Annotated in this window: 23 protein-coding genes; 6 read left to right on the top strand and 17 right to left on the bottom strand. The window is 67.2% G+C overall.

Features of this window, described 5'->3' with window-relative positions:
- Positions 1-146: 146 nt before the first annotated feature.
- Entirely contained in the window at positions 147-1,313 is a 1,167-nt protein-coding gene (locus VJ162_RS06375; protein WP_324663159.1) for a 3-dehydroquinate synthase II, read from the top strand.
- A 24-nt stretch (positions 1,314-1,337) separates the two neighbouring features.
- Here the strand turns inward: VJ162_RS06375 and VJ162_RS06370 are convergent, their stop codons facing one another.
- Both VJ162_RS06370 and VJ162_RS06365 read right to left on the bottom strand, forming a co-directional pair.
- Positions 1,338-1,757: a zinc ribbon domain-containing protein gene (locus VJ162_RS06370; protein WP_324663156.1), complete on the bottom strand. Its 420-nt coding sequence runs from the start codon at positions 1,755-1,757 to the stop codon at positions 1,338-1,340.
- A gap of 77 nt (positions 1,758-1,834) precedes the next feature.
- Positions 1,835-2,521: a type I 3-dehydroquinate dehydratase gene (locus tag VJ162_RS06365; protein WP_324663154.1), complete on the bottom strand. Its 687-nt coding sequence runs from the start codon at positions 2,519-2,521 to the stop codon at positions 1,835-1,837.
- Between the two features lie 252 nt (positions 2,522-2,773).
- Between VJ162_RS06365 and VJ162_RS06360 the strand changes: the two genes are divergently transcribed.
- Positions 2,774-5,998 (top strand): hypothetical protein, encoded by a 3,225-nt coding sequence (locus VJ162_RS06360; protein WP_324663152.1) that lies wholly within the window; start codon positions 2,774-2,776, stop codon positions 5,996-5,998.
- Here VJ162_RS06360 and VJ162_RS06355 read toward each other — a convergent pair whose 3' ends face one another.
- From VJ162_RS06355 to VJ162_RS06345, 3 genes are all read right to left on the bottom strand, one after another.
- The gene (locus VJ162_RS06355) at positions 5,999-7,027 is read right to left on the bottom strand and encodes a DNA-methyltransferase (RefSeq protein ID WP_324663150.1); all 1,029 of its coding nucleotides are present in this window, start codon (positions 7,025-7,027) and stop codon (positions 5,999-6,001) included.
- 30 nt (positions 7,028-7,057) lie between these two features.
- Positions 7,058-7,936: a methyl-accepting chemotaxis protein gene (locus VJ162_RS06350; protein WP_324663149.1), complete on the bottom strand. Its 879-nt coding sequence runs from the start codon at positions 7,934-7,936 to the stop codon at positions 7,058-7,060.
- An 85-nt stretch (positions 7,937-8,021) separates the two neighbouring features.
- On the bottom strand, positions 8,022-8,987 hold the full coding sequence (locus tag VJ162_RS06345) for a transcription initiation factor IIB (RefSeq protein ID WP_324663148.1): 966 nt from the start codon (positions 8,985-8,987) through the stop codon (positions 8,022-8,024).
- 208 nt (positions 8,988-9,195) lie between these two features.
- Here VJ162_RS06345 and yjjX point away from each other — a divergent pair, with 208 nt between their 5' ends.
- Positions 9,196-9,693: an inosine/xanthosine triphosphatase gene (yjjX, locus tag VJ162_RS06340; protein WP_324663146.1), complete on the top strand. Its 498-nt coding sequence runs from the start codon at positions 9,196-9,198 to the stop codon at positions 9,691-9,693.
- A 189-nt stretch (positions 9,694-9,882) separates the two neighbouring features.
- Here yjjX and VJ162_RS06335 read toward each other — a convergent pair whose 3' ends face one another.
- The 5 genes from VJ162_RS06335 to VJ162_RS06315 all read right to left on the bottom strand — a co-directional run bounded on the left by VJ162_RS06335 (position 9,883) and on the right by VJ162_RS06315 (position 17,991).
- Entirely contained in the window at positions 9,883-11,700 is a 1,818-nt protein-coding gene (locus tag VJ162_RS06335; protein ID WP_324663145.1) for a flippase-like domain-containing protein, read from the bottom strand.
- 252 nt (positions 11,701-11,952) lie between these two features.
- A complete protein-coding gene (locus VJ162_RS06330) occupies positions 11,953-13,668 on the bottom strand; it encodes a radical SAM protein (protein ID WP_324663143.1) in 1,716 nt (571 codons plus the stop codon).
- 45 nt (positions 13,669-13,713) lie between these two features.
- Positions 13,714-15,033 carry a TIGR00341 family protein gene (locus VJ162_RS06325; RefSeq protein WP_324663142.1) on the bottom strand — a complete coding sequence of 440 codons (1,320 nt, stop codon included), beginning with the start codon at positions 15,031-15,033 and terminating at the stop codon, positions 13,714-13,716.
- Positions 15,034-15,232: 199 nt separating this feature from the next.
- Positions 15,233-17,131: an ABC transporter ATP-binding protein gene (locus VJ162_RS06320; RefSeq protein ID WP_324663140.1), complete on the bottom strand. Its 1,899-nt coding sequence runs from the start codon at positions 17,129-17,131 to the stop codon at positions 15,233-15,235.
- 59 nt (positions 17,132-17,190) lie between these two features.
- A complete protein-coding gene (locus VJ162_RS06315) occupies positions 17,191-17,991 on the bottom strand; it encodes a DUF429 domain-containing protein (protein ID WP_324663138.1) in 801 nt (266 codons plus the stop codon).
- A gap of 94 nt (positions 17,992-18,085) precedes the next feature.
- Here VJ162_RS06315 and VJ162_RS06310 point away from each other — a divergent pair, with 94 nt between their 5' ends.
- Both VJ162_RS06310 and VJ162_RS06305 read left to right on the top strand, forming a co-directional pair.
- On the top strand, positions 18,086-18,244 hold the full coding sequence (locus VJ162_RS06310) for a DUF7559 family protein (RefSeq protein ID WP_324663136.1): 159 nt from the start codon (positions 18,086-18,088) through the stop codon (positions 18,242-18,244).
- On the top strand, positions 18,241-18,714 hold the full coding sequence (locus VJ162_RS06305; RefSeq protein WP_324663134.1) for an Hsp20/alpha crystallin family protein: 474 nt from the start codon (positions 18,241-18,243) through the stop codon (positions 18,712-18,714). Before VJ162_RS06310 ends, VJ162_RS06305 begins: the two co-directional genes overlap by 4 nt.
- Before the next feature lie 33 nt (positions 18,715-18,747).
- On the opposite strand, the gene VJ162_RS06300 is transcribed toward VJ162_RS06305, so the two are convergent.
- The 5 genes from VJ162_RS06300 to VJ162_RS06280 all read right to left on the bottom strand — a co-directional run bounded on the left by VJ162_RS06300 (position 18,748) and on the right by VJ162_RS06280 (position 23,048).
- A complete protein-coding gene (locus VJ162_RS06300) occupies positions 18,748-19,845 on the bottom strand; it encodes an NAD(P)/FAD-dependent oxidoreductase (RefSeq protein WP_324663133.1) in 1,098 nt (365 codons plus the stop codon).
- 44 nt (positions 19,846-19,889) lie between these two features.
- Positions 19,890-20,510 (bottom strand): CoA pyrophosphatase, encoded by a 621-nt coding sequence (locus tag VJ162_RS06295; protein ID WP_324663132.1) that lies wholly within the window; start codon positions 20,508-20,510, stop codon positions 19,890-19,892.
- 25 nt (positions 20,511-20,535) lie between these two features.
- Positions 20,536-21,018: a DUF7109 family protein gene (locus VJ162_RS06290; RefSeq protein WP_324663131.1), complete on the bottom strand. Its 483-nt coding sequence runs from the start codon at positions 21,016-21,018 to the stop codon at positions 20,536-20,538.
- A 410-nt stretch (positions 21,019-21,428) separates the two neighbouring features.
- Positions 21,429-21,770 carry a hypothetical protein gene (locus VJ162_RS06285; protein WP_324663130.1) on the bottom strand — a complete coding sequence of 114 codons (342 nt, stop codon included), beginning with the start codon at positions 21,768-21,770 and terminating at the stop codon, positions 21,429-21,431.
- Between the two features lie 141 nt (positions 21,771-21,911).
- A complete protein-coding gene (locus VJ162_RS06280) occupies positions 21,912-23,048 on the bottom strand; it encodes an MFS transporter (protein ID WP_324663218.1) in 1,137 nt (378 codons plus the stop codon).
- A 115-nt stretch (positions 23,049-23,163) separates the two neighbouring features.
- On the opposite strand from VJ162_RS06280, the gene VJ162_RS06275 reads away from it, so the two are divergent.
- Positions 23,164-23,334 carry an HVO_0758 family zinc finger protein gene (locus tag VJ162_RS06275; RefSeq protein WP_324663129.1) on the top strand — a complete coding sequence of 57 codons (171 nt, stop codon included), beginning with the start codon at positions 23,164-23,166 and terminating at the stop codon, positions 23,332-23,334.
- A 27-nt stretch (positions 23,335-23,361) separates the two neighbouring features.
- Here VJ162_RS06275 and VJ162_RS06270 read toward each other — a convergent pair whose 3' ends face one another.
- Together VJ162_RS06270 and VJ162_RS06265 are read right to left on the bottom strand one after the other, a co-directional pair.
- Positions 23,362-24,447: an aldo/keto reductase gene (locus VJ162_RS06270; protein ID WP_324663128.1), complete on the bottom strand. Its 1,086-nt coding sequence runs from the start codon at positions 24,445-24,447 to the stop codon at positions 23,362-23,364.
- A gap of 44 nt (positions 24,448-24,491) precedes the next feature.
- Positions 24,492-25,691, bottom strand: coding sequence for a DHH family phosphoesterase (locus tag VJ162_RS06265; protein ID WP_407066835.1), 1,200 nt, complete (start codon positions 25,689-25,691; stop codon positions 24,492-24,494).
- Between the last annotated feature and the right edge of the window lie 67 nt (positions 25,692-25,758).

Genomic DNA, 25,758 nt, shown 5'->3' with positions numbered 1-25,758 from the left:
GTGGCTGTAAGTTCGTAAAGATATTCGCCACCCCGGGGTGGCCAATTACTTCAGTTTGTTACAGCCACCAGTATGACCGACCACGCCCCGTCGACCACTCTCGGGCATCCGCCACGTTCAAGCCCCGCCGTCGCAATCGTGAGCGTATGACACGAACCGTCTGGCTCAAGGCCGACAGCGACGTCGGCGACTGGGAGACACGCAGACGACGCATCACCGCCGGGCTGGAGGCCGGCGTGGACTGGGTACTGGTCGACAAGGCGGACGTCGAGAAGGTACGGGAACTCGGTGAGGTCAACATCGCGGCCTTCGCGAACGGCGACGCCCACGTCATGGAGGCCGAAGCGGGCGACTCGGAGGCCGACGCCACCGTCGTCGGCAAGGACGGCGAGGGCGACGGCACCGTCGACCTCCCGACCGATTTCTCGGGGTCGGCCGACCTCTCGGCGCTCCGGCGCGACGGGGCGGCGCCCGACGGCGGCTACGTCCGCATCTTCGACGAGGACTACGAGGCCTTCGCCGAGGCCGTCGCCGCGGAAGCCGACTACACCATCGTCATCGGCGACGACTGGCAGATAATCCCGCTAGAAAATCTCATCGCCCGGGTCGGCGAGGACACCGAACTCATCACCGGCGTCCAGACCGCCGAAGACGCCCGCACAGCCTACGAGACGCTGGAGCTTGGCGCCGACGGCGTCCTGCTCGACACCGACGACGTCGACGAGATTCGAAAGACCGTCGAGGTCCGCGACGAGGCGGGCCGCGAGCAGGTCGACCTGGAGTACGCCACCGTCACGGCTGTCGAACAGACCGGGTCGGCCGACCGGGTGTGTATCGACACGGGCAACCTGATGGACCACGACGAGGGGATGCTCGTCGGCTCGATGGCCCGCGGGCTCTTTTTCGTCCACGCCGAGACGGCCGAATCACCCTACGTCGCCTCCCGACCGTTCCGGGTCAACGCCGGCGCGGTCCACGCCTACGTCCGCACGCCCGACGGCGGCACGAAGTACCTCTCGGAGCTGCAGTCGGGCGACGAGGTCCAGATAGTCGACGAGGAGGGCCACACCCGCGAGGCCATCGTCGGCCGCGCGAAGATAGAGAAACGCCCGATGTTCCGGGTCCAGGCCGAGACCGAGGAGGGCGACCGCATCGAGACGCTGCTACAGAACGCCGAGACCATCAAGGTCCACGCACGTGACGGCCGCAAAGCGATCACCGACCTGGAGGCCGGCGACGAGATACTGGTCCACTACGAGGACACGGCCACCCACTTCGGCGAGAAGATCGAAGAGAGCATCATCGAGAAATAACCGCTCGGACCGCTTTTTTCGGGGCTACTTCTCGGGCTCGACGGGCTGGTCCAGCCGCGTCGTACACCAGTGACAGAAGTCGAGGTCCTCCTCCAGTTCCTTCCCGCAGTGGGGGCACTTCGTCCCCTCGACGACCTCGGTCTCCGCGTTCCCCCGCGTGGCCATGTAGAAGGCGTCGGCCATCGAGAAGGCAGTGATGACGAACAGGACCACCGTCGCCTCCGTCGGGACGCTCTGGGCGACGGCCACGAGCCCATCGACGGAGAGCCCGTCGTTCAGCGGTGCCATCACCGAATCGTTGATCAGCAGCGTCGTCGTGCTGAACACGAGCCCGAACCACAGGACCGCTCGCAGCCACTCCCGGAGATAGACGTGCCCCAGGCCGGGGTAGATGAACGCGAGGACGGCGGCGAGCCACGGCCGCTTGCGTCCGGTATCGGTCATACTCCCCGAATCTAGCGGGGACACCCCTATATCTTCCGAACCCGGGACAGCGGCCGGTCACACCGGTGGCGGTGCGATCACTCGCTCTCTAGCTGTTCGACCAGCGACCGCAGCGTCGACAGGTCGTACTGGCCCGGTGCAGTCGCCGCCTCGGGGTCGACCGGCGCGTAGCCGATGCGCGAGCCATACAGCGGCGCGACGGCACGGGAGTGTCGGCCCGCCTCGCCCATGCACATCGTCGCGACGGTCTCGCCGGCCGCGGTGAGGTCCCGTGTCGCGCCCAGCATCGCCAGCACGTCGTCGGACGACTGCGCCGTTGTAGCCATCTTGCCGACGTCGCCGTACGCACAGGCCCGTTCGAGCCGGTCGACGATGGCCGCTCGCTCGGGCGTCGCCTCGAAGTCGTGGGTCGAGACGACGACTGACGCCCCGTGCTCGCGGGCGTGGTCGGCGACCCGACCGGCGTCGTGGTCGCCCTCGTCCGAGAGCGCGTCGAGTTCGAGGTCGACGGCGGTGACGGCGTCGAACTCGACGGCCCGCTCTAGCGCGTCGAGTCGCTCCGCGGTGTCGTCTGCTTCCCCGCCCTCCCAGGCGACGCGGTTGGTCACAAGCACCGGCAGCTCCCCGTCGTAGGCGTCGAGCTGGTCGAGCGGGTCGGCGGCAAAGTCCATCCGCAGCTCGACACCGTCGGCGTCGGCCCGCGCGTGGGGTTCCATCGCGAGGTCGGCACCGGCCGCGAGCAGCCGGAACGAACTGAAATCCATATCCGGGCTTCGCGGATGCGGGCCAAAATCCCGTCGGTGTCACCCTGCTCTCGTCGCCGTCTGCGTACCACTGCGTCCCGGTCTGTGATCGGTTCGCCGTCCCTATCGCTACCGTAAGGTCGACCGGACACAACAACGGTCTGTCGGGTTTATCTACGCTGGTTTGGCACCGTCTCTCATGAGACACAGATGCGTGTACCGCGACCGGACCGGAGCAGCCAACTGGACACGGCGACGCCGGCGGGTGGACCCATGACACGGGCGCTGACGCTCGCGCTCGTCGCCCTGCTTCTTGGCAGTGCCGTCTCGGTGTCGGGAGCCCAGCTCGGGGCCGGCACTCAGCAGGTAGATGGGGAATCCCAAGCCGGTGGGGCCGTCGACTACGAGGTCGTGAGCGACCGGCTCGATACGCTCGCGTCGGTCAACGCGACCGGGCCAGACCAGTCTCCGAACCTCTCCGAGGACGAGCGGGCCGCCGCGACCCGCGGCGCGCGGGCCGGTATCAACCTCACCCAGCAACAGGGTGTAAACGTCACGCAGGAACAGCGCCAGGCGGCCATCGACGCGGCCCGGCTGGCGGCGAGCCAGCAGCAAAACGCCTCCGTCGGGCAGATCGAGGCTGCCGCGACCGGAGCGAGCCACGGGGCCTTGCTCCAGAGCCAGTCGGTGAACGTCACGCAACTCCAGGCCGGCATCTACGCCAGCACCGCCGGGGCGCTCTCGCAGTCACAGACAGGTGAGTCGGTGCAGCTGCAGTCCGCGGCCTACGGCGCGGCCCACGGGTCGGTCGCCCAGTCCCAGCGGGTGAACGTCACGCAGCTCCAGTACGCCGCCGTCGGGTCGGCCGCCGGCGCCGCCGGCGACGTGGCCCAGCAGGTGACGGTGTCCCAGATACGGGAGGCCGCACAGGGGGCCGCCTACGGCTCGCTCACCGGGAACCAGTCCGTGTCGGTCACGCAGCTACAGGCGGCGGCGTTCGGCGCGGCCGGTGGCGGCGCCGAGGGGGCCGGCGACCAGGACCCCAAGAAGATACAGGAAGCGTCGATGGGCGCCGCGTCGGGGGCGCTCACCCAAGTACAGTCGGTGTCAGTCACGCAGGTCCAGGCCGCCGCTCGCGGTGCCGCCCGCGGGGCGCTCACGGCCGGCCAGGACGCGTCGGTCACACAGATTCAGGCCGCCGCCGCGGGGGCGAGCCAGGGGACCGTCGTCCAGATTCAGCAGGTGACCATCGTTCAGGTACAGACCGCGGCACAGAGCGCCGCGAGCGGCGCCGTCTCGCAGTACCAGCGCGCGACTGTCACGCAGATACAGTCGGCCGCGAGAGGGGCCGGTGAGGGGGCGCTCTCGCTGATACAGCGCCAGACGGTCACGGTCGAGCAGATACAGATACAGACCGAAGGCGCCGCTGCCGACGCCGCCGGGACGGCCGCGGAGATAAACATCTTCAACGAACAGACCATCGAGGTGTACGCAAGCGGCGGCGTCGAATCCGACCGGTCCACTGACGGCGATGACGACGATGACGGCCTCCGGAGCCTCTTCGCGTCGGCCGGCGACGGCGGCGTCTTCCTCGCGAACCCCAACGACGCGGCCGTGACCGTGACGCTGACGGGCGAGGACAACCCACAGACGGCGACGCTGGCCGCCGGCGAGTCCACGACGGTGGAGTTAGACTCCGGGACGTACACGCTGACCGCCGAGACCAGCGACGGCCGCACGGTCCAGATTGCCGGCCGTGACGAACTCACCCTCTCGGTCGGCCCCGAACTCCAGAGCCTGCGCACATCTGCCGAGAACCGGACGCTAACCGTCGATAACCCGAACGACGACCGCGTGCGAGTTACCGCCAGCGCCGACGACGGCGCCGTCACCCAGTTCGAGGTCCCGCGCAACTTCGAGGCGAGCCAGCGACTCGACCCCGGGACGTACACGCTGACGGCCGAGACGGTGGACGGGGAGAGCGTGCCTATCGACGGGTCGGACGAGGTCACCGTCAGTATCGAGGGCCCGCCCGCCGAACCGGTGAATCTCGCCGTCGCAGTCGACGGGCAGAACGTCTCCATCGAGAACCCCAGCGACACGTCGGTGAACGTGACCGCGGCGCCCGAGACGGGCGAGAACGTGAGTATCGACGCGGCCGCCGGGGCGACGACGATGGAGCCGCTTGAGCCGGGTACCTACACGCTGACGGGAGAAGCCGGGAACCGGACTGTCCTGTTGAACGACTCCGCACAGTTCGCCATCACAATCGAGGGCGAGGAGCCGGTGAATCTCTCGGCCGCAGTCGACGGGCAGAACGTCTCCATCGAGAACCCGGCCGACACGTCGGTGACCGTGACTGCGGTGCCCGAGGACGGCACGAACCGCACCGTGGCCGTGCCGGCCAACGGAACGGTCACCGAGCCGTTCGAGCCGGGCAACTTCACGCTGACTGGAGTGGCCGACGACGGCCGCCCGGTGTTGCTAAACGGTTCGGACGCGTTCAACATCAGTGTCAGCGCCGAGCCGCTCGCGCCGGCGAACCTGATCGTCGCCGTCAATGGGCAGAACGTCTCGGTGGAAAACCCGAGTGCAACGAACGTGACTGTCACGGCTGCCCCCGATGCGGGTGAGAACACGACGCTGAACGTGCCGGCCAACGCGACGGTCAGCGAGCCGGTCGAACCGGGCACCTACACCCTGAGCGGGACGGCTGCGGACAACCGTTCGGTGCTGTTGAACGGCTCGGAGACGTTCGATATCAGTGTCAGCGATGCCCCGCTCACGCAGGCAAACCTGACTGTGAACGTCAACGACCAGAACGTCTCAATCGAGAACCCGAGTGCAACGAACGTGACTGTCACGGCTGCCCCCGATGCGGGAGAGAACGTGACGCTGAACGCACTGGCTGGCGAGACGACGACTGGGACGCTTGAGCCGGGCAACTACACGCTGACTGGAGAGGCCAACGACGGCCGCTCGGTGTTGTTGAACGACTCGGCAACGCTCGATATCACCATCAGCGAACCGCCGCTCCCGCCGGCGAACCTGACTGTCGAAGTCGACAACCAGACCGTTTCGCTCGAAAATCCGAACGAAACCGACGTGATTGTCACAGCCGCACCCGAGGTGGGTGAGAACGTGACGGTGAACGCACCGGCCGGCGAGACGGTCACCGAGCAGTTCGAACCGGGAACCTACACGCTGACCGGCACCGCCGAGGATGGCCGCCCGGTCTCCCTGAACGGCACGGAACAGCTCGCTATCACCGTGGAGGCACCGCCGGAAACCGACGAACAGACACCGACGGAGACTGAGACGCCGGAGCCGACACCAGAACCAACGGCTGAACCGACGGAGACTGAGACGCCGGAGCCGACACCAGAACCAACAGCTGAACCGACAGCCGAACCGACGCCTGAGACGACGGCTGAACCAACGACGGAATCGACTACTGACGAGTCGCCGCTTGAGGCTCTCGCGGGGCTCCTCCCCTAATCACTCGACGGGGACGTGGGTGACGCGGTACCCCTCGTCGGTCCGCTCGACGCCGTCGACGGCGTAGAAGCGGATACGTCGCTCCTGTTTCGTGTTGACGGCGAAATCGTAGTATTCGGCCTCGTACCCCGGCTCCTTGCCGTCGGCGCGGCGCTGGCTCACCCACTCGCGGTGGGCGTCGAGGCGCTGCTGGGCGACCCGTCGCGAGCGCTCGCCGACGCCGTCGACGCGGTCGTCGAGGGCCGCAAGCAGGTCGGCGTCGCGCTCGATACCGACGGAGTCGCGACCGGCGACCATCGCCGCGAGCGTCGTCGTGCCGGTCCCGAGAAACGGGTCCAGCACGGTGTCGCCCCGGACCGAGAACATCGAGACGAGGCGGTGGGGAATCGCGAGCGGGAAGGCGCCCGAGCGGTCCCGCAGGCCGTCGTCGATGTCCTGGGTCTCACCGGGGAGGTCCCAGAGGTCCGAGAACCACTCGTTGCGCTCCTCCCAGAAGTACGCGCTCTCGTAGCGCCGGTCGGCGCCGGGCTCCAGCGTGCGGCGCTCGCCGTTGCGGAAGACGAGGATGTGTTCGTGTTCCAGCGTCGGATAGGCGTTGGGCGGGACCATCCCCGAGCCCATGAACTTCGCGCCGCTGTTGGTCGGTTTCCGCCAGAGGATGTCCGGCAGCGCCCGCAGTCCGTGGTCGGTCAGCCGCTGGGTTATCTCGGCGTGGTTGGGGTACTGGCGGAAGCCGTCCGACAGCGACCGGGTCGCGTCGCCGACGTTGATACAGGCGATGCCGCCGGGCGCGAGCACCCGTGCCAGCTCGGCCCAGACGGTATCGAGCACGTCGTGCATCAGCGAGAAGGCGCGGTCCCCGTCGCCGGCGCCGAGCGCGTCGGCGATGTCGGGGTCTAAGGCCCCGAAGATGTCGTCCCACATCTCTATCATCGGATACGGCGGTGAGGTGACGACGAGTTCGACGCTGTTGTCGGCAAGCGGCAGCTCGCGGGCATCGCCGGTGATAGCCCGGTGGCGCGTCTCCATACGGGTCGATGCGGGGGCCCCGACTTGTGCTTACCGTTCGTCGACCAGCGACTGTATCTCGTTTATCTTCGCGGTCTGTTGTTCGTTGGCCGCGGCGATCTCCTCTATCTCCTCGGCGACCTCCTCGGCGTTCTCTGCGGTCATATCGACCATACTTGCGACCTCCTCGGTGGAGGCGGCCTGCTCGTCGGTGGCCGACGCCACTTCCTCGGCGCCCTGGGCGGCCTCCTGGACCGACTCGTCGATGTCACGCAGGATTTCGACGGTTTCTGAGACCTGCTCGATGCCCGATTCGACCTGTTCGTTGGCCTCCTCGATGCTCTCGACGGTGTCCTCGGTGTCGGCCTTGATGTTCGAGACGAGCTGTTCGATCTCCGTGGCGTTTTGCTGGGACTCCTCGGCGAGCGATTTGACCTCGTCGGCGACGACGGCAAACCCCTCGCCGGCCTCGCCGGCGCGGGCGGCCTCGATGGAGGCGTTCAGCGCCAGCATGTTCGTCTGGTCTGCGATGTCGTTGATGACCTCTACGATCTCGTCGATCTCGTCGATGCGCCCGCGGAGCTGTTTCACGTCCTCGGAGACCATCTCGTTGGCCTCGTCGACTGACTCCATCGCGTCGATGGCGTCGTCGGCCACGTCCCGTCCCTTGTCCGCAAGCTCCCGTGCGCGCTCGCTGACCTGCTGGACCTGGTTCGCGCTGGATGCGACCTCCTCGACCGTCGCCGAGAGGTTCGAGACCTCGCCGGCGACCTCCCGCATGTTGTCCGACTGCTGGTTCGCGAGGTCGCTTATCTCCTGTGAGCTCCCCGAGACGTTCTCGGACGTGCGCAACAGCTCGTCGATAGCACTCCCGAGTTCCTTGTCGGTGTCTGCCATCCCCTGACCGCCACTGCCGAAGTCCGTAGCCATGTACTGAACGCGTCTGGCCACCGAATTAAACGTACCTCCGCGGTTATCAGCGGTGATTCTCCGCGGGAAAAAAGTGCCGGTTACTTCAGGCGACAGGGAGGTCCTGCTCGGCTTCCAGCAGCTCGTGATAGCGGTTGCGGATGGTGACCTCGGAGATGTCGGCGACCTCGCTGACGGCGGCCTGTGTGGTCTTCTCGTTTGTCAGCAGTGCGGCGGCGTACACCGCAGCGGCGGCGAGTCCGACCGGGGACTTGCCCGAGTGGACGCCCTGCTCTTTGGCGTTCTGGAGCAGCTGGCGGGCGCGGTGTTCGGCCTCGTCGGAGAGTTCCAGCGAGGAGGCAAAGCGGGGGACGTAGCTCTCGGGGTCGGCCGGCTTCACTTCGAGTCCGAGTTCCCGTACCACGTAACGGTACGTGCGGGCGATCTCGCTTTTCTCGACGCGGGACACTTCGGTGATCTCGTCTAAGCTCCGGGGGACACCGGCCTGACGGGCGGCGGCATAGACCGAGGCCGTCGAGACGCCCTCGATGGACCGGCCAGGCAGGAGGTCCTCGTCGAGCGCCCGGCGGTAGATGACGCTGGCCGTCTCGCGGACGTTCTCGGGCAGGCCAAGCGCCGAGGCCATGCGGTCTATCTCGCCCAGGGCCTGCTTGAGGTTGCGCTCTTTGGAGTCACGGGTTCGGAACCGCTCGTTCCACTTGCGAAGCCGTTGCATCTTCTGGCGCTGCTTGCCCGACAGGGAGTTGCCGTAGGCGTCCTTGTCGCGCCAGTCGATGTTGGTCGACAGCCCCTTGTCGTGCATCATGTTCGTCGTCGGCGCGCCGACGCGGGACTTTTCGTCTTTCTCGCTGGAGTCGAACGCGCGCCACTCCGGCCCGCGGTCTATCTCGTCGGACTCGACGACGAGGCCACAGTCCTCACACACCGTCTCGCCGTGTTCGTCGTCGATGACCAGCGAGCCGCTACACTCCGGGCAGGCCGTCGAGGTCGACTCGGTCGATTCCGTCTCTGTTTCCTCTGTGTGCTGTCGCGTTCGTGTTTGCTCGTTCATTGGTTGCGATGGCGGGGGCTCACCGGGCACAGTACACTGCTGAGGAACCCGGAGGCAATCGGTAAAACTGAATCCGTCCGAAAGACATTTAAAAATTGTGGTATGGGGTGGCTGACGACAGTCTCACGCCACCTACGACCGATCTACATGCGGTAGTGCCACCATTCAAATAACAACTATCATGATCCATACGGTAGATTTCCCGTCCATGTACGTCGCAATCGGGAGCGAGAACCCGGTGAAAGTGACCGCGGTCGAGCGCGTCTGTGCCGAGGCCGAAACGACGGCGCTCGGGGTCGACTCCGGCGTCCCGGAACAGCCACGGGGCCGTGCGGAGACGGTCCGTGGCGCCACCAACCGCGCGGAGGCGGCTCTGTCGGCGACCGACGCCGACTACGGTGTCGGTATCGAAGGCGGCGTCGCCGAGCGCGACACGCCAGCGGGACTGTGGCTCATCATGTGGGCCGCCGTCACCGACGGGACGACGACCCACTTCGGGGCGGGCCCGTCGATTCGACTCCCCGACCCCGTGGCTGAGCGACTCCGGGACGGCGAGGAACTCGGGCCGGTCCTCGACGACGAACTCGGCCGCGAGGAACTGGGTCGACAGGAAGGCGCTATCGGCGTCTACACCGCCGGGCGCGTGAGTCGGACGGACGCACTTACCGACGCCGTAGCCGGGGCCTTCGGCCCGTTCTTGCGATAAGAGAGTCCCCGCTGTCTCGTGGCTCCGCCGTCGTCGGACAGCTCCGCTGTCCGACTGCCTGAGGGACCTTCGGTCCCTCTCTGCTCGACCGTTCCGAGGAATCTCGCTACGCTCGATTCCCCGCTGCTCGCGGTTCCCTTCGGTCACCGCTGCGCTTGGTCGAGGTTTCGCCCAGCGGGCGCCCCCTCGCTAGTCGTCCGCTTCGGGCTGGATGTCCTCGACGCTCCGGGACTCCTCGACGGCGGTCGTCAGGGAGACGTTGAGCCACGCCATCGAGGCGACGCCGCCGAGGATGGTGACGGCGTTCTTGACGGCGTGGTCGACGATGGCGATGCTGAGTGCGGCCGTGACGCCGACGGGTGTCAGCGGTGCGACGATGATGGTGAAAGCCCCCTCGTAGAGCCCGACGCCGCCGGGGGTCAGCGGGAGCACCTTCGCTAGGTTCCCGACGCTGACCGCGAAGAAGCCGACGGCGACCAGCGACGGGGTCAGCGAGTAGCCAAAGGCCGCAAAGACCGCCAGCGCGGTCAGCACGTCCAGTCCCCAGATGGCCAGGCTGCCCAGACCGACGCGGGCGAAAGCCGGCCCGTCGGCGGTCACGGTCTGGATATCGGCGACGAATCCCTCGACGACGCCGGCGACGTAGTCGGCGTAGGAATCCTCGCTCAGCCGGCCGATGGTCGCACGGACGAAGTTGGCGTCGGTGCGGGCGCTGGCGACGATGGCGACGACGGCGCCGATAGCGGCAAGCCCCACGGCTGCGGCGACGTAGACGGCGGTCTGACCGCTCTGTGCGGTGTCGCCGCCGACCGCGTTGCCGGTGACGGCGGAAAGCAGTTCGCCGGCGGAGCCGGTCGCGGCCAGTCCCAGCATGACCGTCCCGGCCAGGACGGTGATGGTCAGCAGGTCGAAGACGCGTTCGACGGCCAGCGACGCAAAGCCCGACGGATACGGAATCGAGCGCCTCGCCTTGACGACGTAGGCGCGCACCCCGTCACCGAGTCTGGCCGGGAAGACGAGGTTGCCGGTCTGGCTGATAAAGACCGCGCCGGTGAGAAAGCCCCACTTCTCGTGAAACCCCATCGAGTCCAGTATGTCGCGGTAGCGCAGCCCGCGAAGCGGCCACGAGACGGCGTAGATGAGCGCGCTGACGGCGACGAGGCCGGGCGAGGCGCCGGCCATCTCCGAAAGCACTGTCTGTGGGTTCAGATACTGCGTCATCAGGAGCAAGGCGACGACGACCAGCAGCGTCCCAGCGCCCATCGACACCCGACGGGTGATGCGCGGGCTGACCGAAAGCTCCCAGAAGGTGCGGAGAATCTGGCTCCCCATCCCGAAGACGTCCCGGACGATGTCGACTTTCGAGTCGCCCTTTGGCTCCCAGTCGACGGCGAACTCCTTGACGCGGTACCCCTCCCGCTGGGCCTTCACGAGCAGCTCGGTGTCCCAGAACCAGTGTTCGTCCTCGACTTTCGGGCCGAGGTTCTCGAAGGCGGTCCGGGAGAGGGCCTTGAAGCCACACTGGTGGTCCTGCAGGTCCGAGCGGAGGAGGGTCCGCACGAGCGTGTTGAAACCGATGCTCGGCACGCCGCGTTTCGCGGGACGGTCGGCGCGGTTCTCGGGCAGCCACCGCGAGCCGGTGGCCACGTCGTACCCGCCCGAGCGGACGCTCTCGACGAGCTCTTCGAGGTGGCGCATGTCCGTCGCGAGGTCGGTGTCGAAGTACACCAGCGTGTCGCCGTGAGCCCGCTCGAAGGCGTACTCTAGGGCTCCGCCTCGACCGAGCCGGCTGTCGCTGTGGATATGCCGGACCCGGTCGTCCTCCTCGGCCATCCGGGTCGCGATGTCCGGCGTTCGGTCGTCACAGCCGTCCTCCGCGACGATGACCTCGAAGGCGTCCGCCGGCAGAAAGTCCGCGAGAGTATCGAGCGTGACCATCACCGTCCGCTCGATGGTGTCCTCCTCGTTGTACGCGGGGAGGACGACACTCACCTCGATATCGTTCATTGACACTCTTTGCGCCGTCGAGACAAAAGTAGCTTCCGTTCGCTTCTGTGGGCGTTATACTATGCTTACCACACCTATCACGCGAGGGACCAATCGATCGACTGCGACCGGTCGGGGACCGGCTGGTGACCGACCGGAGCGGCGTCCGGGCCCCGCTGTGTCGGTCGGCTCAGACGGAACGTCATCGTCGCTTCCCGGTACCACCGAGCCCGAGTTCGGACGACTCCTGGGACAGAGCTACGACGGTCTGTGTCAGTCCGCCCCCTCGGGCGTCTCCGTGGTAATGAACTGTCTGAGGTCGGCACCGACCTCGCTGGCCGCCTCATAGGGGCGACCGACCACGATATCGCCGGCCCGGCTCCGGCCGACACCGGGCACCGTCGCCAGTTCCGCCATCGAGGCGCTGTTGACGTCGAGGGGGTAGGGGACGCCGGTCACCGAGCGGTAGCCGTGGTCGGTGATGGCCACGTCGATAGTCCGACCGAGTTCCCGCTCGCCCGGCAGCCCGACGAGCAGCGGGTAGGTCCCGAGCTGTCGGCCGAAGGTCTTGCCGTCCTGGTGGTACTCCAGGTGCACGTCGGGGAGTATCGTCCCCGGCGGGGCGACCCGCTGGAGCATCGGGTTGTCGATGGTCTCGCGGACCTCCTGTTTGTACTGCTTGAACAGCTGCTTGTGGTCTTTCGCGATGTCGGCGCCGGTCTCGGCCATGTCGGTCCCCTCGAAGGCCATCACCTGCCGGATGTTCACCCGCCGGAGCATCAGCCCCTCGTCGTAGACGCGCTGGAGGAAGTTCTTGTTGTGTTCGAACGTCTCCCGGCGCTCGCCTTTCAGCCCGTGGACGAGGTTGATACCGGGCAGCAGCTTGGGGAGCCGCCGGGCGGCGTCGTCGCCGAAGTTGGGCGCCGAGTCGCGGTCGCCACCGGGGCGGAAGCCGGCCACCTCGTTCACTATCTTCACCGCCTCGAAACACTCGTCGGCGGTGACGTTGAGGTTGTTGTCGCTCATCACTTCGGGGTCGGCCGACTCCAGTCCGAACGCGGCCGTGTCGCCGGGCGTGTTGTGCTCGGCGATAATCCGAATCCCCTCGCGGGCCTTCTCGGGCCACTTCACGACGGTGATGGGATTCATGTTGTCCAGATGGAGCGTCTCCAGGTCGGGCGCGACCTCCCGGATGCCGCCGTAGAGCCGCCGGAGGGCGTCGGGATTAGGTGCTTCGCCGTCGCCGCCGTAGGCGAGGATGTCGGCCTGCCGGCCCAGTCGGAAGTGTGCGACGCCCCTGTCCGAGAGCGCATCGACTTCGTCGACGACGCTCTCGGGCGGCCGGAAGTCGGGGTTGCCGTACATCGGCTCCGTGCAAAAGGAACACCGGTACGGACAGCCCCGCGAGGTCTCCATCTCGCAGATGAGGTAGTCGGGGTGGTTGGGGTGTTGCTCGACGACGAAGGCGCCCGCACGGGCCCAGCGGGTCTCCTCCTCGATGTCGCGGTAGCGGTCGTTGAACCCCTCAAGCCCTGAGTCGACGAGGTCGTAGACGGCCGCCTCGATGTCGGCCATCGCGAGGAAGTCGAAATCGAGGTCGTCACGGGCCGTCTCGCTTGCCCCCTCGTTCGCCTCGCCGACGCCAAAGCGGACCGGGCCGCCGATGATGGAGGTACCGTCGGCGGTCCAGGCCAGCTTTCGCACCTCGTCGGGCTCGGCGGGCGTGCCGCCGACGTACTTCCCGGGGACGGTCATCCCGCCGACGTACACCATGAGGTCGGCGTCTTCGACGTCGCGCCACAGGTGGGTGTCCTCGCGCAGCTCGTCGATGGTGTGGTAGGTGATGCTGGACTCGGGGACGCCGACGTCGACCAGCGCGCCGGCGGCGTAGCGCGGGTACGTCGAGATGTACGGCGGGACCCCGAAGTGAGCGGGCTCGTCGACGTAGCCGTCGACGATGGTCACGTCGAGTTCGGCGGGGTCAGTCATACCGGCTGGTTACGGCTCGACGCCTAAAACGGTGTTCGGTTGCGCTCAGGCCGGTCGCGGGGTCGGCGTCGCCGCGTTCGGGGAGGTCGAGCGCTCGTAGTCGTGGAACCGAACCTGTACCGTCACGCGTTCGTTCGTCCGGTCGTCGATGGCCCGGGCGAGCTCGTCGGGCAGCCCCTCGTAGGGGCGGTCACTGGTCCGGGAGAGTGTCACGGTCACCGTCGACGGGTCAAACAGCGGCCCGACGCCGACGTATTCGGCGGTGATGGAGACGACGCCGAGTTCGTCGTAGGCGTCCCGCTGGAGCACCTCCGTCGTCGCCGCGTTGACCGACCGCTCGTAGGTCACCTGCTGGTAGGTGCCCACGCCGACGGCACCGACCACCGCGACGACCACGATGACGGTGGCCGCGAGGGCGGCGGTCCGCCGGACCCCCTCCGTCGTGAAGACGCCGCGGTCGACGTGGTCCGGCTCGTACCCCAGATACTTGAACGTCAGAAAGGCGCCGAGGTTGACGGCGACGATGGTCAGCGTCAGCAACACCACGGCCCCGACGCCGACCGCCGGCTGGCCCCAGGCGAAGCCGATACCGGCGGCGGCCGCCGTGGGGATGAGCGCCGCGGCCACCATCACGCCGACGATGGCGACCTGTCCCTTCGTCGCGAGGCTGAAAGAGCCGGCCGCCCCCGCCGCCAGCCCGACGACGACCGAGAGCAGTCCCGGCGAGAACCGGATGGCTATCAGCTCCATGTTGGCAACGGCGAGTTCGGCCGGAACGGCGAAGACGGCCTTCAGCAGCCAGCTAAACGCCGTCGCCCCGACGACGGCGAGGCCCAGCCCCACGGCCTGCATCCGGATGCTGTCGAAGACCATCCCCTGGTCGTCCCGCACGAGGCCGATGCTCGCGGTCAGCATCGGGCTGACGATAGGGGCAAGCACCATCGAGCCGACGACGATGGCCGGCGACCCGATGAGCAGGCCCGCCGTCGCGATGACCGTCGAGAGGGTCATCATCCACAGGAACGACCGCTCGTTGAGACGCATGTCCTTGGCCTTCGACCGGAGCGTCCGCGGGGCGACCCTGTTTGGCGTCTTCGCCCACTTGTCCTGGGCCTCGTCGACGTTCTCGTAGGAGGCAAACTCCGTCTCGAGGGAGACGATGTACCACTCCTCTTTTAGTCCGACCTCGTGGAGTTCGTCGAGGACGTGCTCGACGGCGTCGGCGGGGACGACAAAGGAGACGAGCGTCCGGTCGCCCTCTCCGCTGGTCTCCTTCGTGGTCGAAACACCCAGCTCGTGCTCTCGGAGTGTCGAGACGATCTCCGCCCGCTTCTCGTCCGGAACGACGACCTGCACCAGGCGCATGGGGTGTGCGGTGGGTCGGGAGTGGGAAAAGTAGCCGTCGGGTATCGGCTGTGGCTGCTGTCCAGCAGGTGGCAATCCCGCCGAGGTTGACGCGTGGACCGGGCGCTAGGTGGTAAGCTCGGTGTACTCGCAGTACGGGTGGCCGTTTCCAACGGGTTTCACGCTTTCAAACCCCGTCAGCTGGCTACAGCCGGCAGTATCAGTCGTCGGCGCTGACCGGCTGTTCGTCGGCCTGCGCTGCCCAGAGGTCGGCGTACTCGCCGCCGCCCGCCAGCAACTCCTCGTGACTGCCCCGCTCGATGACTTCGCCGTCGTCCATCACGACGATGGTGTCGGCGTCCTGGATGGTCGAGAGCCGGTGGGCGATGACGAAGGCGGTGCGGTCCGCGACCAGCCGCTCGATGCTCGCCTGAATCGCCCGCTCGGTCTCCGTGTCCACGTCGCTTGTCGCCTCGTCGAAGATGATGACCTCGGGGTCGTTCAGCAGGGCCCGCGCGATGGCGACCCGCTGGCGCTGGCCGCCCGAGAGTTTGATGCCGCGCTCGCCGATTTCGGTGTCGTACCCCTCCGGTAGCTCCGAGATGAACTCGTGGGCCTGGGCCGACCGGGCGGCCTCGCGGACCCGCTCGCGGGCCCCGTCGTCGCCCCGGTCTTCGCCGTCGAGGACGTCCCGGTCGCCGTAGGCGATGTTCTCGGCCACGGTGCCAGAGAACAGGTAGGGATTCTGCTCTACGACGGCGATGTCGGCCCGCAGCGCCTGGAGGGCGTACTCGCGGACGTCGACGCCGTCGACGCTGACAGCGCCCGCGTTCACGTCGTGAAAGCGCGGGACGAGCTTCAGCAGCGTCGACTTGCCGGCGCCGGTCGCGCCCGCCAGCCCGACCGTCGCGCCGCTTTCCACGTCAAGCGAGACGTTCCGGAGCACCGTCTCCTCGTCGGTGTAGCCGAAAGTCACGTCGTCAAACTCGACTGCCCCGTCGATGCTGTCGGGCGTGTAAGGGTCCTCGGGGTCCGTAATGGTCGGCTCCTGACCCAGCAGGCCAAAGACCCGCTCCGCGCTGGATTTTGCGAGCTGGTACTTGTTCGCGGACTTGCCGACGCGTCGCATCGGGGAGTACAGGCGACGTAAGTAGAGGAAGAAGGCAGCGAACCCGCCGGCGCTGAGGATGGCTTCCCCCTCCGGGCTCGTGATGAAGTCCATTCCGGCGATATAGAGGATGGCGACGAAGACGACGCCGGTCAGCAGTCGGAGCCCGGCGAAGAAGGCTCTGCGAATCCGTAACGCGGCGACCTTCTCGTCGTGGTACTGCTGGCTCTGCTCTACGACCCGTTCGCGCTCGAACCCGTAGCGGTCGAAGGCCTTGATGACCGGCGCGCCGCTCAGGTTGTTCTCTAGCCGGGTGTTGAGCCGCGAGACGGTCTGGCGGATAGAGCGGTAGCGCGGCTCGATGTAGGAGAGAAAGAGGTAGCTCGCAAGGCCCACAATCGGGACCGGGGCCAGTGCGACGAGCGCGAGCAGCGGCGAGTAGGTGTAGAGGACGACGGCGATACCGCCGACCGTCGCGACGACGCGGATTATCTGGCGAAACTCCGTGTTCAGAAAGGACTCAAGCCGGTTGATGTCGCTGTTGAGGATGGACATCATCCCGCCGGTCTGGTGGTCGGCAAAGAAGTCCATCGAGAGGCGCTGGAGGTGGTCGTAGGTGTCGTTTCGCAGGTCCCGCTGTATCTTCTGGGCCGAGGACTGCAACAGGTATCTGGAGGCAAAGCGCGTCGCCGACCTGATGAGATACGCGATGGCCGCGATGACGACCAGCCGCTGGAGAAAGGAGATACGGGCCGCCTCGGTCGCTATCTCCCCAGTCGGGAGCAGGCCGGCCTGTGTGAGAAGACCCGGGTCCCCGCTCCGGAGGACGATGCGGTCGATAGCCGCCGCGACGATTATCGGCGGCACCAGCCGCGCAAAGCGCGTGAGGAACGCGGTGAGAATCCCGACGGCCAGCCGGAGTCGGTAGGGACGGGCGTAGCCGACGAGTTTCAGTATCGGGTTCCCGTCGACGTTCTCGCGAACCCCCTCGAAGCCGCCGTCGTCGCTCATACACTGTCTTCGGCTACGAACTCAAATACTCCCGGCTTCTGGCCAGTTTTGACTGTCCGCTACACGTAGATACAGCCTTCCTCGCGGGTGCCGGCCGGCGTCGGCCCCGAGCCGCCGTCGGCGCGGGCCGCCGACACCGCGGCCGCCAGCGAGTCCAGCGCGTCGTGGCTGTCCAGATAGGTCCCGCGGTGGTCGCCCACGGCGACGCTGCAGTCCTCGACGGCCGAGAGGTTGTACTCCCGACGCGCTCGGGCGCCGTCGGTGTTCTTGTACCCCTCGCGGTAACAGCCCAGCCAGCCGAAGGTGGCAGCCGGATACACCTCACAGACGACGGTCTCAGCTTCGGCGTCGTCTTGCATCGGCACGACCGCGGTGTCTCCCCGGTCGGCCAGCCGCCCGAGCACGTCCCGGGCGCCGTGGTAGGTCATGCTCCGGACGCGGTTGGTGTACGGACAGAGCGCCCCGCGGCGGGCGTCGGTCTCGCGGCGCAGGTCGCGCTTGCCGACGCTCGTCTCGGCGGTGTCGCGACAGACCGCCGAAAAGGCCCCCGGGTCCGCCGGACCGCCGTCGCTCCCGACCCACTCAAGAAAGCCGCGCCACGTCCCGCCACACCGGGCGTCGAGCAGCGACTGGGGGAGGGTGAACGGAAAGTCGAGTCCCACGGTCCACACGTCGTCGGCCGCGATGCGCTCGACCAGTCCCGCGTGGGCGCTCTCGCGGTCGCGGCCCCACCTGTCCGTCGCGCGGTAGCAGTCGTCGATACGAACCCCGGCCTCGGTCTGTGTTGCTTCGGTCACCCAGAGCGCATCGCCCGCTGCGCTCGCCCCGCTGAAGTCGACCCCCAGTACGTCACCACTCATGGCCCATCTGTTCTGTTCGAGTGGCTTCAACCTTCTGACACCAGGGCAGACAGACGCCGAAAGCGGTTTGTCGCTGACGGACCAACGAAATATCATGCCAGAAACGCTGGAGGTCGTCTGTACCGACGACGACTGTACACTCGACATGTTCGAGCTCCACTACACCTACGACATGCCCGACGGGACGGGCGTGGCGGACTTCGATTGCCCGTACTGCGGGGGCGAAGACTGCCTGGAGGCGATCGAGTTATGATGGGCATCGGCGAGTCCATCGGCTCGGCCATCTTCGAGAACCTGGGCCGGGCCGCGGGGCGGGTTCAGGAGAACAAGCCGCTGCCGGCGGACCTGCTCGAATCCGACGACGCCTACCTCGTCGTCTTCGACGCGCCGGGTGCGACAGCCAGCGACCTGCAGGTGCGCTACGTCGACGACCGCGTTGAGGTCCGTCTGGACCGCTTTCGGGAGTTCTACGACGACTACGAGATGACCTACCCCGGCCGCGGGCTCGCGCTGGACGGGTCGGTGACACTGCCCGAGGACGCCGTCGTCGACGCCGCGGCCGCGACGGCGACGCTACAGGGCGACGGCACGTTGCACGTCGAGATTCCGAAAGCCGGCGCTCACGGCGCGGAACCGGTCGCCGAACAGACGGCCCAGGAGGCCGGCGAGGACGCTGACACCGCCGCCGACGGGGCGACCGACGACGAGACAATCGAAGAGTAACGGTCGCTTGGCCGACGGCGTTTTTCACCCGGCTTACCAGTCAGCCGTCGGGTCACCCAGCGGGTGAAACTTCTCGTCGCCCTCGAAGCGGCTCGGGTCGAACTGCTCGGCAAGCGGCGCGTCGAGCCTTGGGGCGACTCCCCGGACCCGCTGGGCGACGTACTCCCCGATGGCCGGCGCCCGCATCAGCCCGTGGCCCTGCCAGCCGGTCGCGACCCAGAGCCCGTCGGCGACCCGCCCGACGAGGGGGTCGCGGTCGGGCGTCGCCGTACAAAGGCCGGCCCACGACCGGGCGACGGCAGGGTCGAGCGTCGTCGCCGCACGGAGTCGGTCGAGCGCCGACTCGACGAACGCCGGGTCCGCCGCCGGGTCGCAGTTATCGGGGTCGACCGCGTGGGCACCGTCGCCGACCAGCACGCCGCCGTCCCGGGGCCGCCAGTAGAACTCCCGACTGGCGTCGTACAGCGACGGGAGCGACGCCCCGACGGGCTCGGTGACGAGCACCTGTGCCCGGTACGTTTCGAGCGCCAGCGAGATGTCCTGGTCGGCAAGCAGGGGCGCCGTCGCCGGCCCGGCGGCCGCGACCACGGCGTCGAACTCGGTCTCGTCGTCGGCCGTCCCGACGGTCGTCGGGCCGGTCAGCGATGCCGGCGTCCCCGTTCGGACAGTCGCGCCCGCAGTCCGGGCCCGCTCGGCGAGGGAAGCGACGACCGCCTCGGGCGCGACTGTCCCGGCGTCGTTCGCGACCGCGCAGGCGGTCAGGTCGGCCGTCTCGACGGTCGGATACCGGTCGCCGAGCCGTTCGGGCGTGACCGTCTCCACGTCGAGCCCGAGCGCCCGCATCTCGGCGACCTGCTCGCGGACCGCCCGCGCGTCCTCTGCCTCGCGGGCCACCCAGACGTACGGACGCGGCGCGAGCAGGTCCCACTCGCGATACCGGGTCAGAGCGCGCGTGGCGACGGCGGCGTCGGTCGGGTCCGCGAAGGCGTCGTAGCAGATGCCCGCCGCCCGGCCGCTCGCGCCGCCGCCGAGTTCGCCGCGTTCGTAGAGTGTCACCTCGACGCCCGCCGAAGCGAGGTCCCCGGCCACGGCGAGTCCGACCGCCCCGCCGCCGACGACAGCCACCCGCATCTATCGCCCCGCGGGAGCCGCGTTCGTCGGTGTCGACCGCTCCATCACCGGACCTCGTCCCGGACCCGCTCGGGCAGGTCGTCGCCCCGCTCGGCGTAGCGGTCCGGCTCCGAGGGCATCTCCCAGTCGGTCCCCAGTTCGAGCAGCTGGACCAGCATCTGTGCCGTCGCGCCCCAGACGGTGTAGTCGTCGACGTAGAAGAAGTGCAGCCGTATCTCGCCGTAGTGACGGTGGTCCCGGTGTTCGGATTCGTAGTTTTCGAGGTCAGTCAGCTCCGCCACCGGTAGCGTCACGATCTCGGCGACCTCGGCGTCGCTGGGGTAGTACTCGCGGTCGGGGATGCGGCTGACGAAGGGCCGGACCGAGTAGCTGGTGACGGTTCGGATGTCGTCGAGCCGGCCGACGACGTGGACCGCCTTCGGGTCCAGGCCGATCTCCTCGTCGGCCTCCCGAAGCGCCGTCGCCAACAGGTCCGCGTCCTCGGGCTCGCGGCCGCCGCCCGGGAACGCCATCTGGCCGGGGTGGTCGCTCAGGTGGTCGGCCCGCTTCGTGAACAGAATCGCCTCGTCGTCCTCGCGGCTGACGACCGGGACGACGATGGCCGCCTCCCGTTCCTCGCCCGTGACCGTCACGGGGTCGTGGGCACCCACCCGGTCGAAGTCCATACCGGTACTGACGGGGCCGACGCTCTTAATTCGCGTGGGTGGCCTCGTCGAGGTGGCCACGCGCCGTCGCCAGCTCGACCGGTCCCCACGCTTCGAGGTCGTAGCTCACGTCCAGCAGTGTCTGGATACGCTGGTCGTCACCTGCTCGGACCGCCTCGGCGGCGTCCTCGCGGAACCGCTGTTCGGCCGCCGCGGCCGCCGCTTCCCCGGAGATGTCCCGGGCGGGCACGTCGAGGATGTGCGGGAGGTCCTCGGCGCCGTCGACCAGCGTCGGGAACGCCGCCGGCCCGACCACTACGAGCGGCTCCTCGACCTCGGCGTCGTGGTCGGCGACCACAACAACGTGGTACGTCGAGAGGGCGTCGTCGATGGCCGTCTCGACGGCTTCGCCATCGACATCCCTGCCCCGCTTGAACGCAAGCTCCCCGCAGGCCTGCACGAGTTCCTCCCGGGTCACCGGCCCCACCACGTCGACGATTCCGGCGAGTTCGTCCGGTGTCAACTCCATACGCCAACGCGTGTGGCCAGGGGCTTCAGCGTTTCCGCCCACTTTTTACTTCGAGGGGTTTCCTCGCTCGCTTCGCTCGCTGCGGGAACCCCTCTCGCAAAAACGTGGGGAAAACTGCCGGACGGCTCGGTCGCTTCGCTCCCTCGCGTCCGGTGAACCGCCTCGCTCCGCTCGGCGGATACTCACACTCACCGCATTGGACGTATTATGCCGGTTCTCATAGCGTTATTTTCTACCAGCAGAGAGTGAACTGACTAATTGATATGAAGGCGAAATTTAAGAAGCTCAGAGAGAAAAAGCGACTGTGCTTATGAACGTACTACTAAGGCCAAAAGTAAGTCACACTGGCAAACCTGCCTGCAATAATTTCACCTAATTTAACGATTTTCAATATCAGCTCAATCCATTTATTAAGCGCCGGCGGCGAGGTTGGAATCTCGGATTCTTTTTTCTGTATCATCTGTAGCTTCGGGATGGGTTTTTTTAGACGGTTCCGAAAATGTAGAGGGCCTATCTGGTGTGTATAGTCGAGTGTTTGATTCGGCATAGGGGTGGTCGGTGATAGATACCTGACCATCTTGTTTTCTCATTTCTTTGTCTCGTGAACTATTAAATCCCGCAGGGCGGAGAGCCGACTGGACAGATATGCCATCATATATTTGTGAATTTGTTTCTGAAGTCTCTTTTCCGCTCTCCGTCAACCTTTGCAGGTCTTTTTCGCAGATGTCTGGTTTAAATAATAACTGCTCCATGTTACCGTTCTTACGTCGCTGTAATACATAAACCCTGGCTGGTAAGTACAGTCATTTGCTCAATGATATACTATTTATACTGACCACACTGGGGAAGCACGTATTCCCGTTTGCAGATTTCATCGGCTGCATACCTCGCTCTCAGGCCCGCGCCGTCTCGGGTAGTCGACCGTCAGCATGCAACAGGAGCAGGACGACGAGCAGCGCGACCAGCCCGCCGCCCATCCACTCGAAGATGGTTGCGAAGCCGACGCCGGCGTCCCGGAGCAGCCCGACGAGGAGGCTCCCGGGCGCCTGCAGGACCATCATCCCCGCGCCGTAGGCCGAGTACGCGCTGGCGCGGTGGTGGTCCGGCAGCGAGCCAAGCAGGTAGGTGTCGACGGCGGGGAAGATGCTGTGGATGACGTATCCCGTGACGGCGCTGAGCGCGGCCAGCGGCCAGAACCCGCCCACTGCGGGCAGGAGGAGGATACAGCCGGTAAAGGCCGCAAGGATGGCGAGCATGTACGGGACCGCGGGGAGCCGGTCGGCGAGCCGGCCGCTGAGGTAGAAGGCCGGGACGCCGGCGGCGAAGATCACCTGCAGCAGGGTTCGGCCGGCCCGCTCACCGATACCGATAGTCCCCAGGTACGTCACGTAGAAGTTGAACAGCCCGTTCCAGACCATCGTCGTCAGCCCCAGCGTGGCGACGGCCGTCAGGACGATGGGCCACTGCGTGTAGACTGCGGCCAGGAAGTCCGTGTCGCGCCGGCCGGCGTCGGGAAAGTCGTTCCGGCGGGCAATCAGCGTAAAGAGGCCGGTCATCAGCCCAGCGGCGACGGCCAGCGCGACGAGCGTCGTCCGCCAGGTGCCGACGACCAGGGCGGCGGTGACGATGCCGGGTGCGGCCACGGCGGCCAGCTGGCTGGCGACGCCGTGTTGCCCGAGCGCCCGGCCGGGCGACTCGGGGAACAGCTCGCTGATAAGCGGGTTCGCCGCGATGAAGTAGACGCCGCTCGCGGTCCCCATGACGAACGCGCCGACCAGCAACAATGTGGGGTGGGTCGTCAGCGCGGTAAACGCCGTTCCGAGGGTGAGTATCACGCCCGCGGCGAAGATAGCCCGCGCTCTGCTGACCCGCGTCAGCAGGAGACCGGTCGGGAGTCGGGGGACCGCGCTGCCGGCCCACACCAGCGTCGCCAGCAGGCCGAGCGTGGCGTCGCTCGCGCCGGTAGCCGCTCTGATGGGTTCGATGAGCGGCGCGAAAACGACGCGGGCGAGGTTGACGAAAAATATCAGCCCGAGCAACGAACCGAAGACGGACTGTCGGGACACACCCCCGCTTGACCCGGTAGCCCAAAGGCGTTACCGGAACGCCGCGGCCTTTTTAACTACGGCTGTCACACTTTCGCACATGGACTCGGTCAGAAAGGCCCTCCGGAGCGGGGACGTCGAGAAGGACAGCTACGGACGGCTCTCGTGTAGCCACTGCGAGGAGGAGCTTGCAACGGACAACGACCCCGACGAGATCGGGAAACAGCGTGTCTGTCCCGAGTGTGGCCGTTCCTGGACGGAGCTGAGCTGACACTGTCCCCGACTCCGACTGGCGCCCCTACTCGAAGACGGCGTCGAAGGCATCAGCACCGAGCGGTTCGTACCGCCCCGCGTCGACGTTCTCCCGGGCGTGTTCGACCGAGCCGGTGCCCACGAGTGAGCAGGTCACGCCCGGCGCGCTGCGCGCGAAGTTGATGGCCCGCTGGGCGCGCGTCTCGCCCGCCAGTTTCGTCTCGACGCTTTCCGGCATCTCCGCCGCGAGCCGCCCCTGCATCATCGACGCGCTCGTAAACACGTCAAGGCCGGCCTCGTGGGCGAACCACAGCGCCGACTGTGGCCCCTCCGGCCCCCCGTGTGACTCGACGGTGAAGGCGTCGGCCATGAACACGTTGAACGGGAGCTGCAGGGCCCGGAAGTGCGTCGCCGTGTTGCCCGCCGACTTCGCCGCGGCCCGTGCCCGCTTGATGACTTCCGGCAGCGAGAGATACTTCTCGTGGTCGGCGGGCACGCGGAAGGCGTCCCACGTCGCCACGCCATAGTGGTTTATATCGCCCTCGTCGGCCCGGTGTTCCAGCTGCTCGAAGGCGGCTTCGAGCTGGTTGTAGACACGCTCACGGCTGTTTTCGGCAAGCTGTGTCTCGGGGTTGTGGACGTAGTACAGGTCCAGCGTGTCGAGGCCGAGGTTGTCGAGCGAGCGGTCGAGCTGGTCGTCGATGAAGGCCGGCGCGATGCAGTGTTGCCCCCCGACGAGGTCCTCGTGGTCGACCAGTCCGGTGTCGACGTACTCGCGCTTGACGAACGCGCCGGGGTCGGCCGGCCGCTCGCCGTCGAAGGGGACGAACCCGCCTTTCGTCGCAATCACGGCCGCTTCGCGGTCGATATCGGCGTCGGAAAGCGCCCGTCCGACCGCTCGCTCGGAGCGCTGGTGGCGGTAGTTTATCGCCGTGTCGACCACGTTGACCCCCGACTCCAGTGCCGTCCGGATGGCCGCCTCGTAGCTCTCGTCGCGCTCGTCGGTCGGGTCGCCCAGATACGTCCCGACGCCGATGCTGGCCGCGACGCCGTCGCCAAAGCGCCGGTAGAACGTTCGTGCGAAGTCACCGTGTGCGTCCCGGTACGCCCACGTCCCGTCTCGTGTCGCCATACCCACTCTACCTGCCGCCCGGACAAAAGGGGCGAGGTCTGCCCTTACAGCTCGCCGCCCATCGCATCGAACAGCCGCTCCTGCAGGTCGGCCTTCGAGACCCCGTCGCTCGGGCCGAGCCCGTCCATGTAGTCGACCGATATCTTCCCGCCGCCCATGCGGGCGTGGCCGCCGCCCTCGGCCATCGGGATGTCCTCGACGACGGCCTCGATTGCCCGGCCGATGTGGACCCGGTCGTCCCGCGAGCGGCCGGCGATGCGGATGGTCCCGCTCTTCTCGCCGATGACGACGACCGCCGAGACCCCCTCCAGCGTCTCCAGTTCGTCGGCCGCCTGCGGAATCGCGTCCGTGTTCGACACCTCGCCCACGTCGCTGAATCCGTAGGGGGCCCGCACCTCGCGCTCGCTGATCGCCCGCGACTTTACGTCCAGCACTTCGGCGTCGACCTGCGGGTTGGCGATGCGGTTCAACAGGTCGTTGTCGACGCCCTGATAGAGGTACCCCGCCGCGGCGAAATCCGCCGCGGAACAGCCGTTTGTCAGCGACCGCGTGTCCGACTGGATGCCGTAGATGAGCCCGGTCGCGACGTGGCTCGGCACCGCGTTATCGGGCACGTTGTCCGTGTCGACGCCGCCGTCGGTCAGCGCCACGTCGACCTCGACGAACTCCCAGTCGAGCTCCTCGAAGTACCCAGCGAAAATCGTCGCACACGCGCCCATGTCGGTCCGCACGTCGGTGAACTCTGTCCCGGTGCCGCCGCCGGGGTGGTGGTCGATGACGGCGACCGGCTCCACTTTCTCGGCCCCCGCGAAGCCGCGGGGCTCGTTGTGGTCGACGAGCACCACGGCGTCGGTCTCGATTTCGTCGACGGACTCGACGCGGTCGAAATCCAGGTCGAGGACCGTCTCGAACGCCCGGTTTTCCGGTCTGCGAATCTCGCCCGAGTAACACAGCGTCGCGTCGGTCCCCCCGGCCGCCGCGAGCTGGTCGACGGCCAGGGCCGAGGACATCGCGTCCGGGTCGGGGTTTGGGTGCATCAACACCGTCACGGCATCGTAGCCGGAAAGTAGCGATTGGAGACGGCTGACCGGCGACCGAGCCAGATAGCGGTAGAGGGCGGTCCCGCCACCTGCCAGTACGACCAGACCGACGACGACCCCGGCGACTACTGCCGGGTTCTCGCTGGCGTAGCCCGGTATCCGTTCGGCCAGGCTGACGAGGTCACCCTGGGCCAGCATATTCATATTCCGTATCTGCTCCGGGAAACAACAAGAAGGTTCCCCCCGCTCGTGTGGAGCGTTGGACCCGGCT

Source organism: Haloarcula sediminis (genome assembly GCF_035656455.1).
Classification (GTDB): domain Archaea; phylum Halobacteriota; class Halobacteria; order Halobacteriales; family Haloarculaceae; genus Haloarcula; species Haloarcula sediminis.
Note: the sequence above shows the minus strand (reverse complement) of the source record. Positions and strands in the feature narration are given on the sequence as shown.

Coding starts and splice junctions, on each gene's coding strand:
- VJ162_RS06275 (WP_324663129.1), top strand. CDS start 23,164: ATGGACTCGGTCAGAAAGGCCCTCCGGAGCGGGGACGTCGAGAAGGAC.
- VJ162_RS06315 (WP_324663138.1), bottom strand. CDS start 17,991: ATGAGTGGTGACGTACTGGGGGTCGACTTCAGCGGGGCGAGCGCAGCG.
- VJ162_RS06270 (WP_324663128.1), bottom strand. CDS start 24,447: ATGGCGACACGAGACGGGACGTGGGCGTACCGGGACGCACACGGTGAC.
- VJ162_RS06335 (WP_324663145.1), bottom strand. CDS start 11,700: ATGAACGATATCGAGGTGAGTGTCGTCCTCCCCGCGTACAACGAGGAG.
- VJ162_RS06330 (WP_324663143.1), bottom strand. CDS start 13,668: ATGACTGACCCCGCCGAACTCGACGTGACCATCGTCGACGGCTACGTC.
- VJ162_RS06370 (WP_324663156.1), bottom strand. CDS start 1,757: ATGACCGATACCGGACGCAAGCGGCCGTGGCTCGCCGCCGTCCTCGCG.
- VJ162_RS06290 (WP_324663131.1), bottom strand. CDS start 21,018: ATGGAGTTGACACCGGACGAACTCGCCGGAATCGTCGACGTGGTGGGG.
- VJ162_RS06300 (WP_324663133.1), bottom strand. CDS start 19,845: ATGCGGGTGGCTGTCGTCGGCGGCGGGGCGGTCGGACTCGCCGTGGCC.
- VJ162_RS06355 (WP_324663150.1), bottom strand. CDS start 7,027: ATGGAGACGCGCCACCGGGCTATCACCGGCGATGCCCGCGAGCTGCCG.
- VJ162_RS06295 (WP_324663132.1), bottom strand. CDS start 20,510: ATGGACTTCGACCGGGTGGGTGCCCACGACCCCGTGACGGTCACGGGC.
- VJ162_RS06345 (WP_324663148.1), bottom strand. CDS start 8,987: ATGAACGAGCAAACACGAACGCGACAGCACACAGAGGAAACAGAGACG.
- VJ162_RS06320 (WP_324663140.1), bottom strand. CDS start 17,131: ATGAGCGACGACGGCGGCTTCGAGGGGGTTCGCGAGAACGTCGACGGG.
- VJ162_RS06360 (WP_324663152.1), top strand. CDS start 2,774: ATGACACGGGCGCTGACGCTCGCGCTCGTCGCCCTGCTTCTTGGCAGT.
- yjjX (WP_324663146.1), top strand. CDS start 9,196: ATGTACGTCGCAATCGGGAGCGAGAACCCGGTGAAAGTGACCGCGGTC.
- VJ162_RS06310 (WP_324663136.1), top strand. CDS start 18,086: ATGCCAGAAACGCTGGAGGTCGTCTGTACCGACGACGACTGTACACTC.
- VJ162_RS06305 (WP_324663134.1), top strand. CDS start 18,241: ATGATGGGCATCGGCGAGTCCATCGGCTCGGCCATCTTCGAGAACCTG.
- VJ162_RS06365 (WP_324663154.1), bottom strand. CDS start 2,521: ATGGATTTCAGTTCGTTCCGGCTGCTCGCGGCCGGTGCCGACCTCGCG.
- VJ162_RS06350 (WP_324663149.1), bottom strand. CDS start 7,936: ATGGCTACGGACTTCGGCAGTGGCGGTCAGGGGATGGCAGACACCGAC.
- VJ162_RS06265 (WP_407066835.1), bottom strand. CDS start 25,691: ATGAATATGCTGGCCCAGGGTGACCTCGTCAGCCTGGCCGAACGGATA.
- VJ162_RS06285 (WP_324663130.1), bottom strand. CDS start 21,770: ATGGAGCAGTTATTATTTAAACCAGACATCTGCGAAAAAGACCTGCAA.
- VJ162_RS06375 (WP_324663159.1), top strand. CDS start 147: ATGACACGAACCGTCTGGCTCAAGGCCGACAGCGACGTCGGCGACTGG.
- VJ162_RS06325 (WP_324663142.1), bottom strand. CDS start 15,033: ATGCGCCTGGTGCAGGTCGTCGTTCCGGACGAGAAGCGGGCGGAGATC.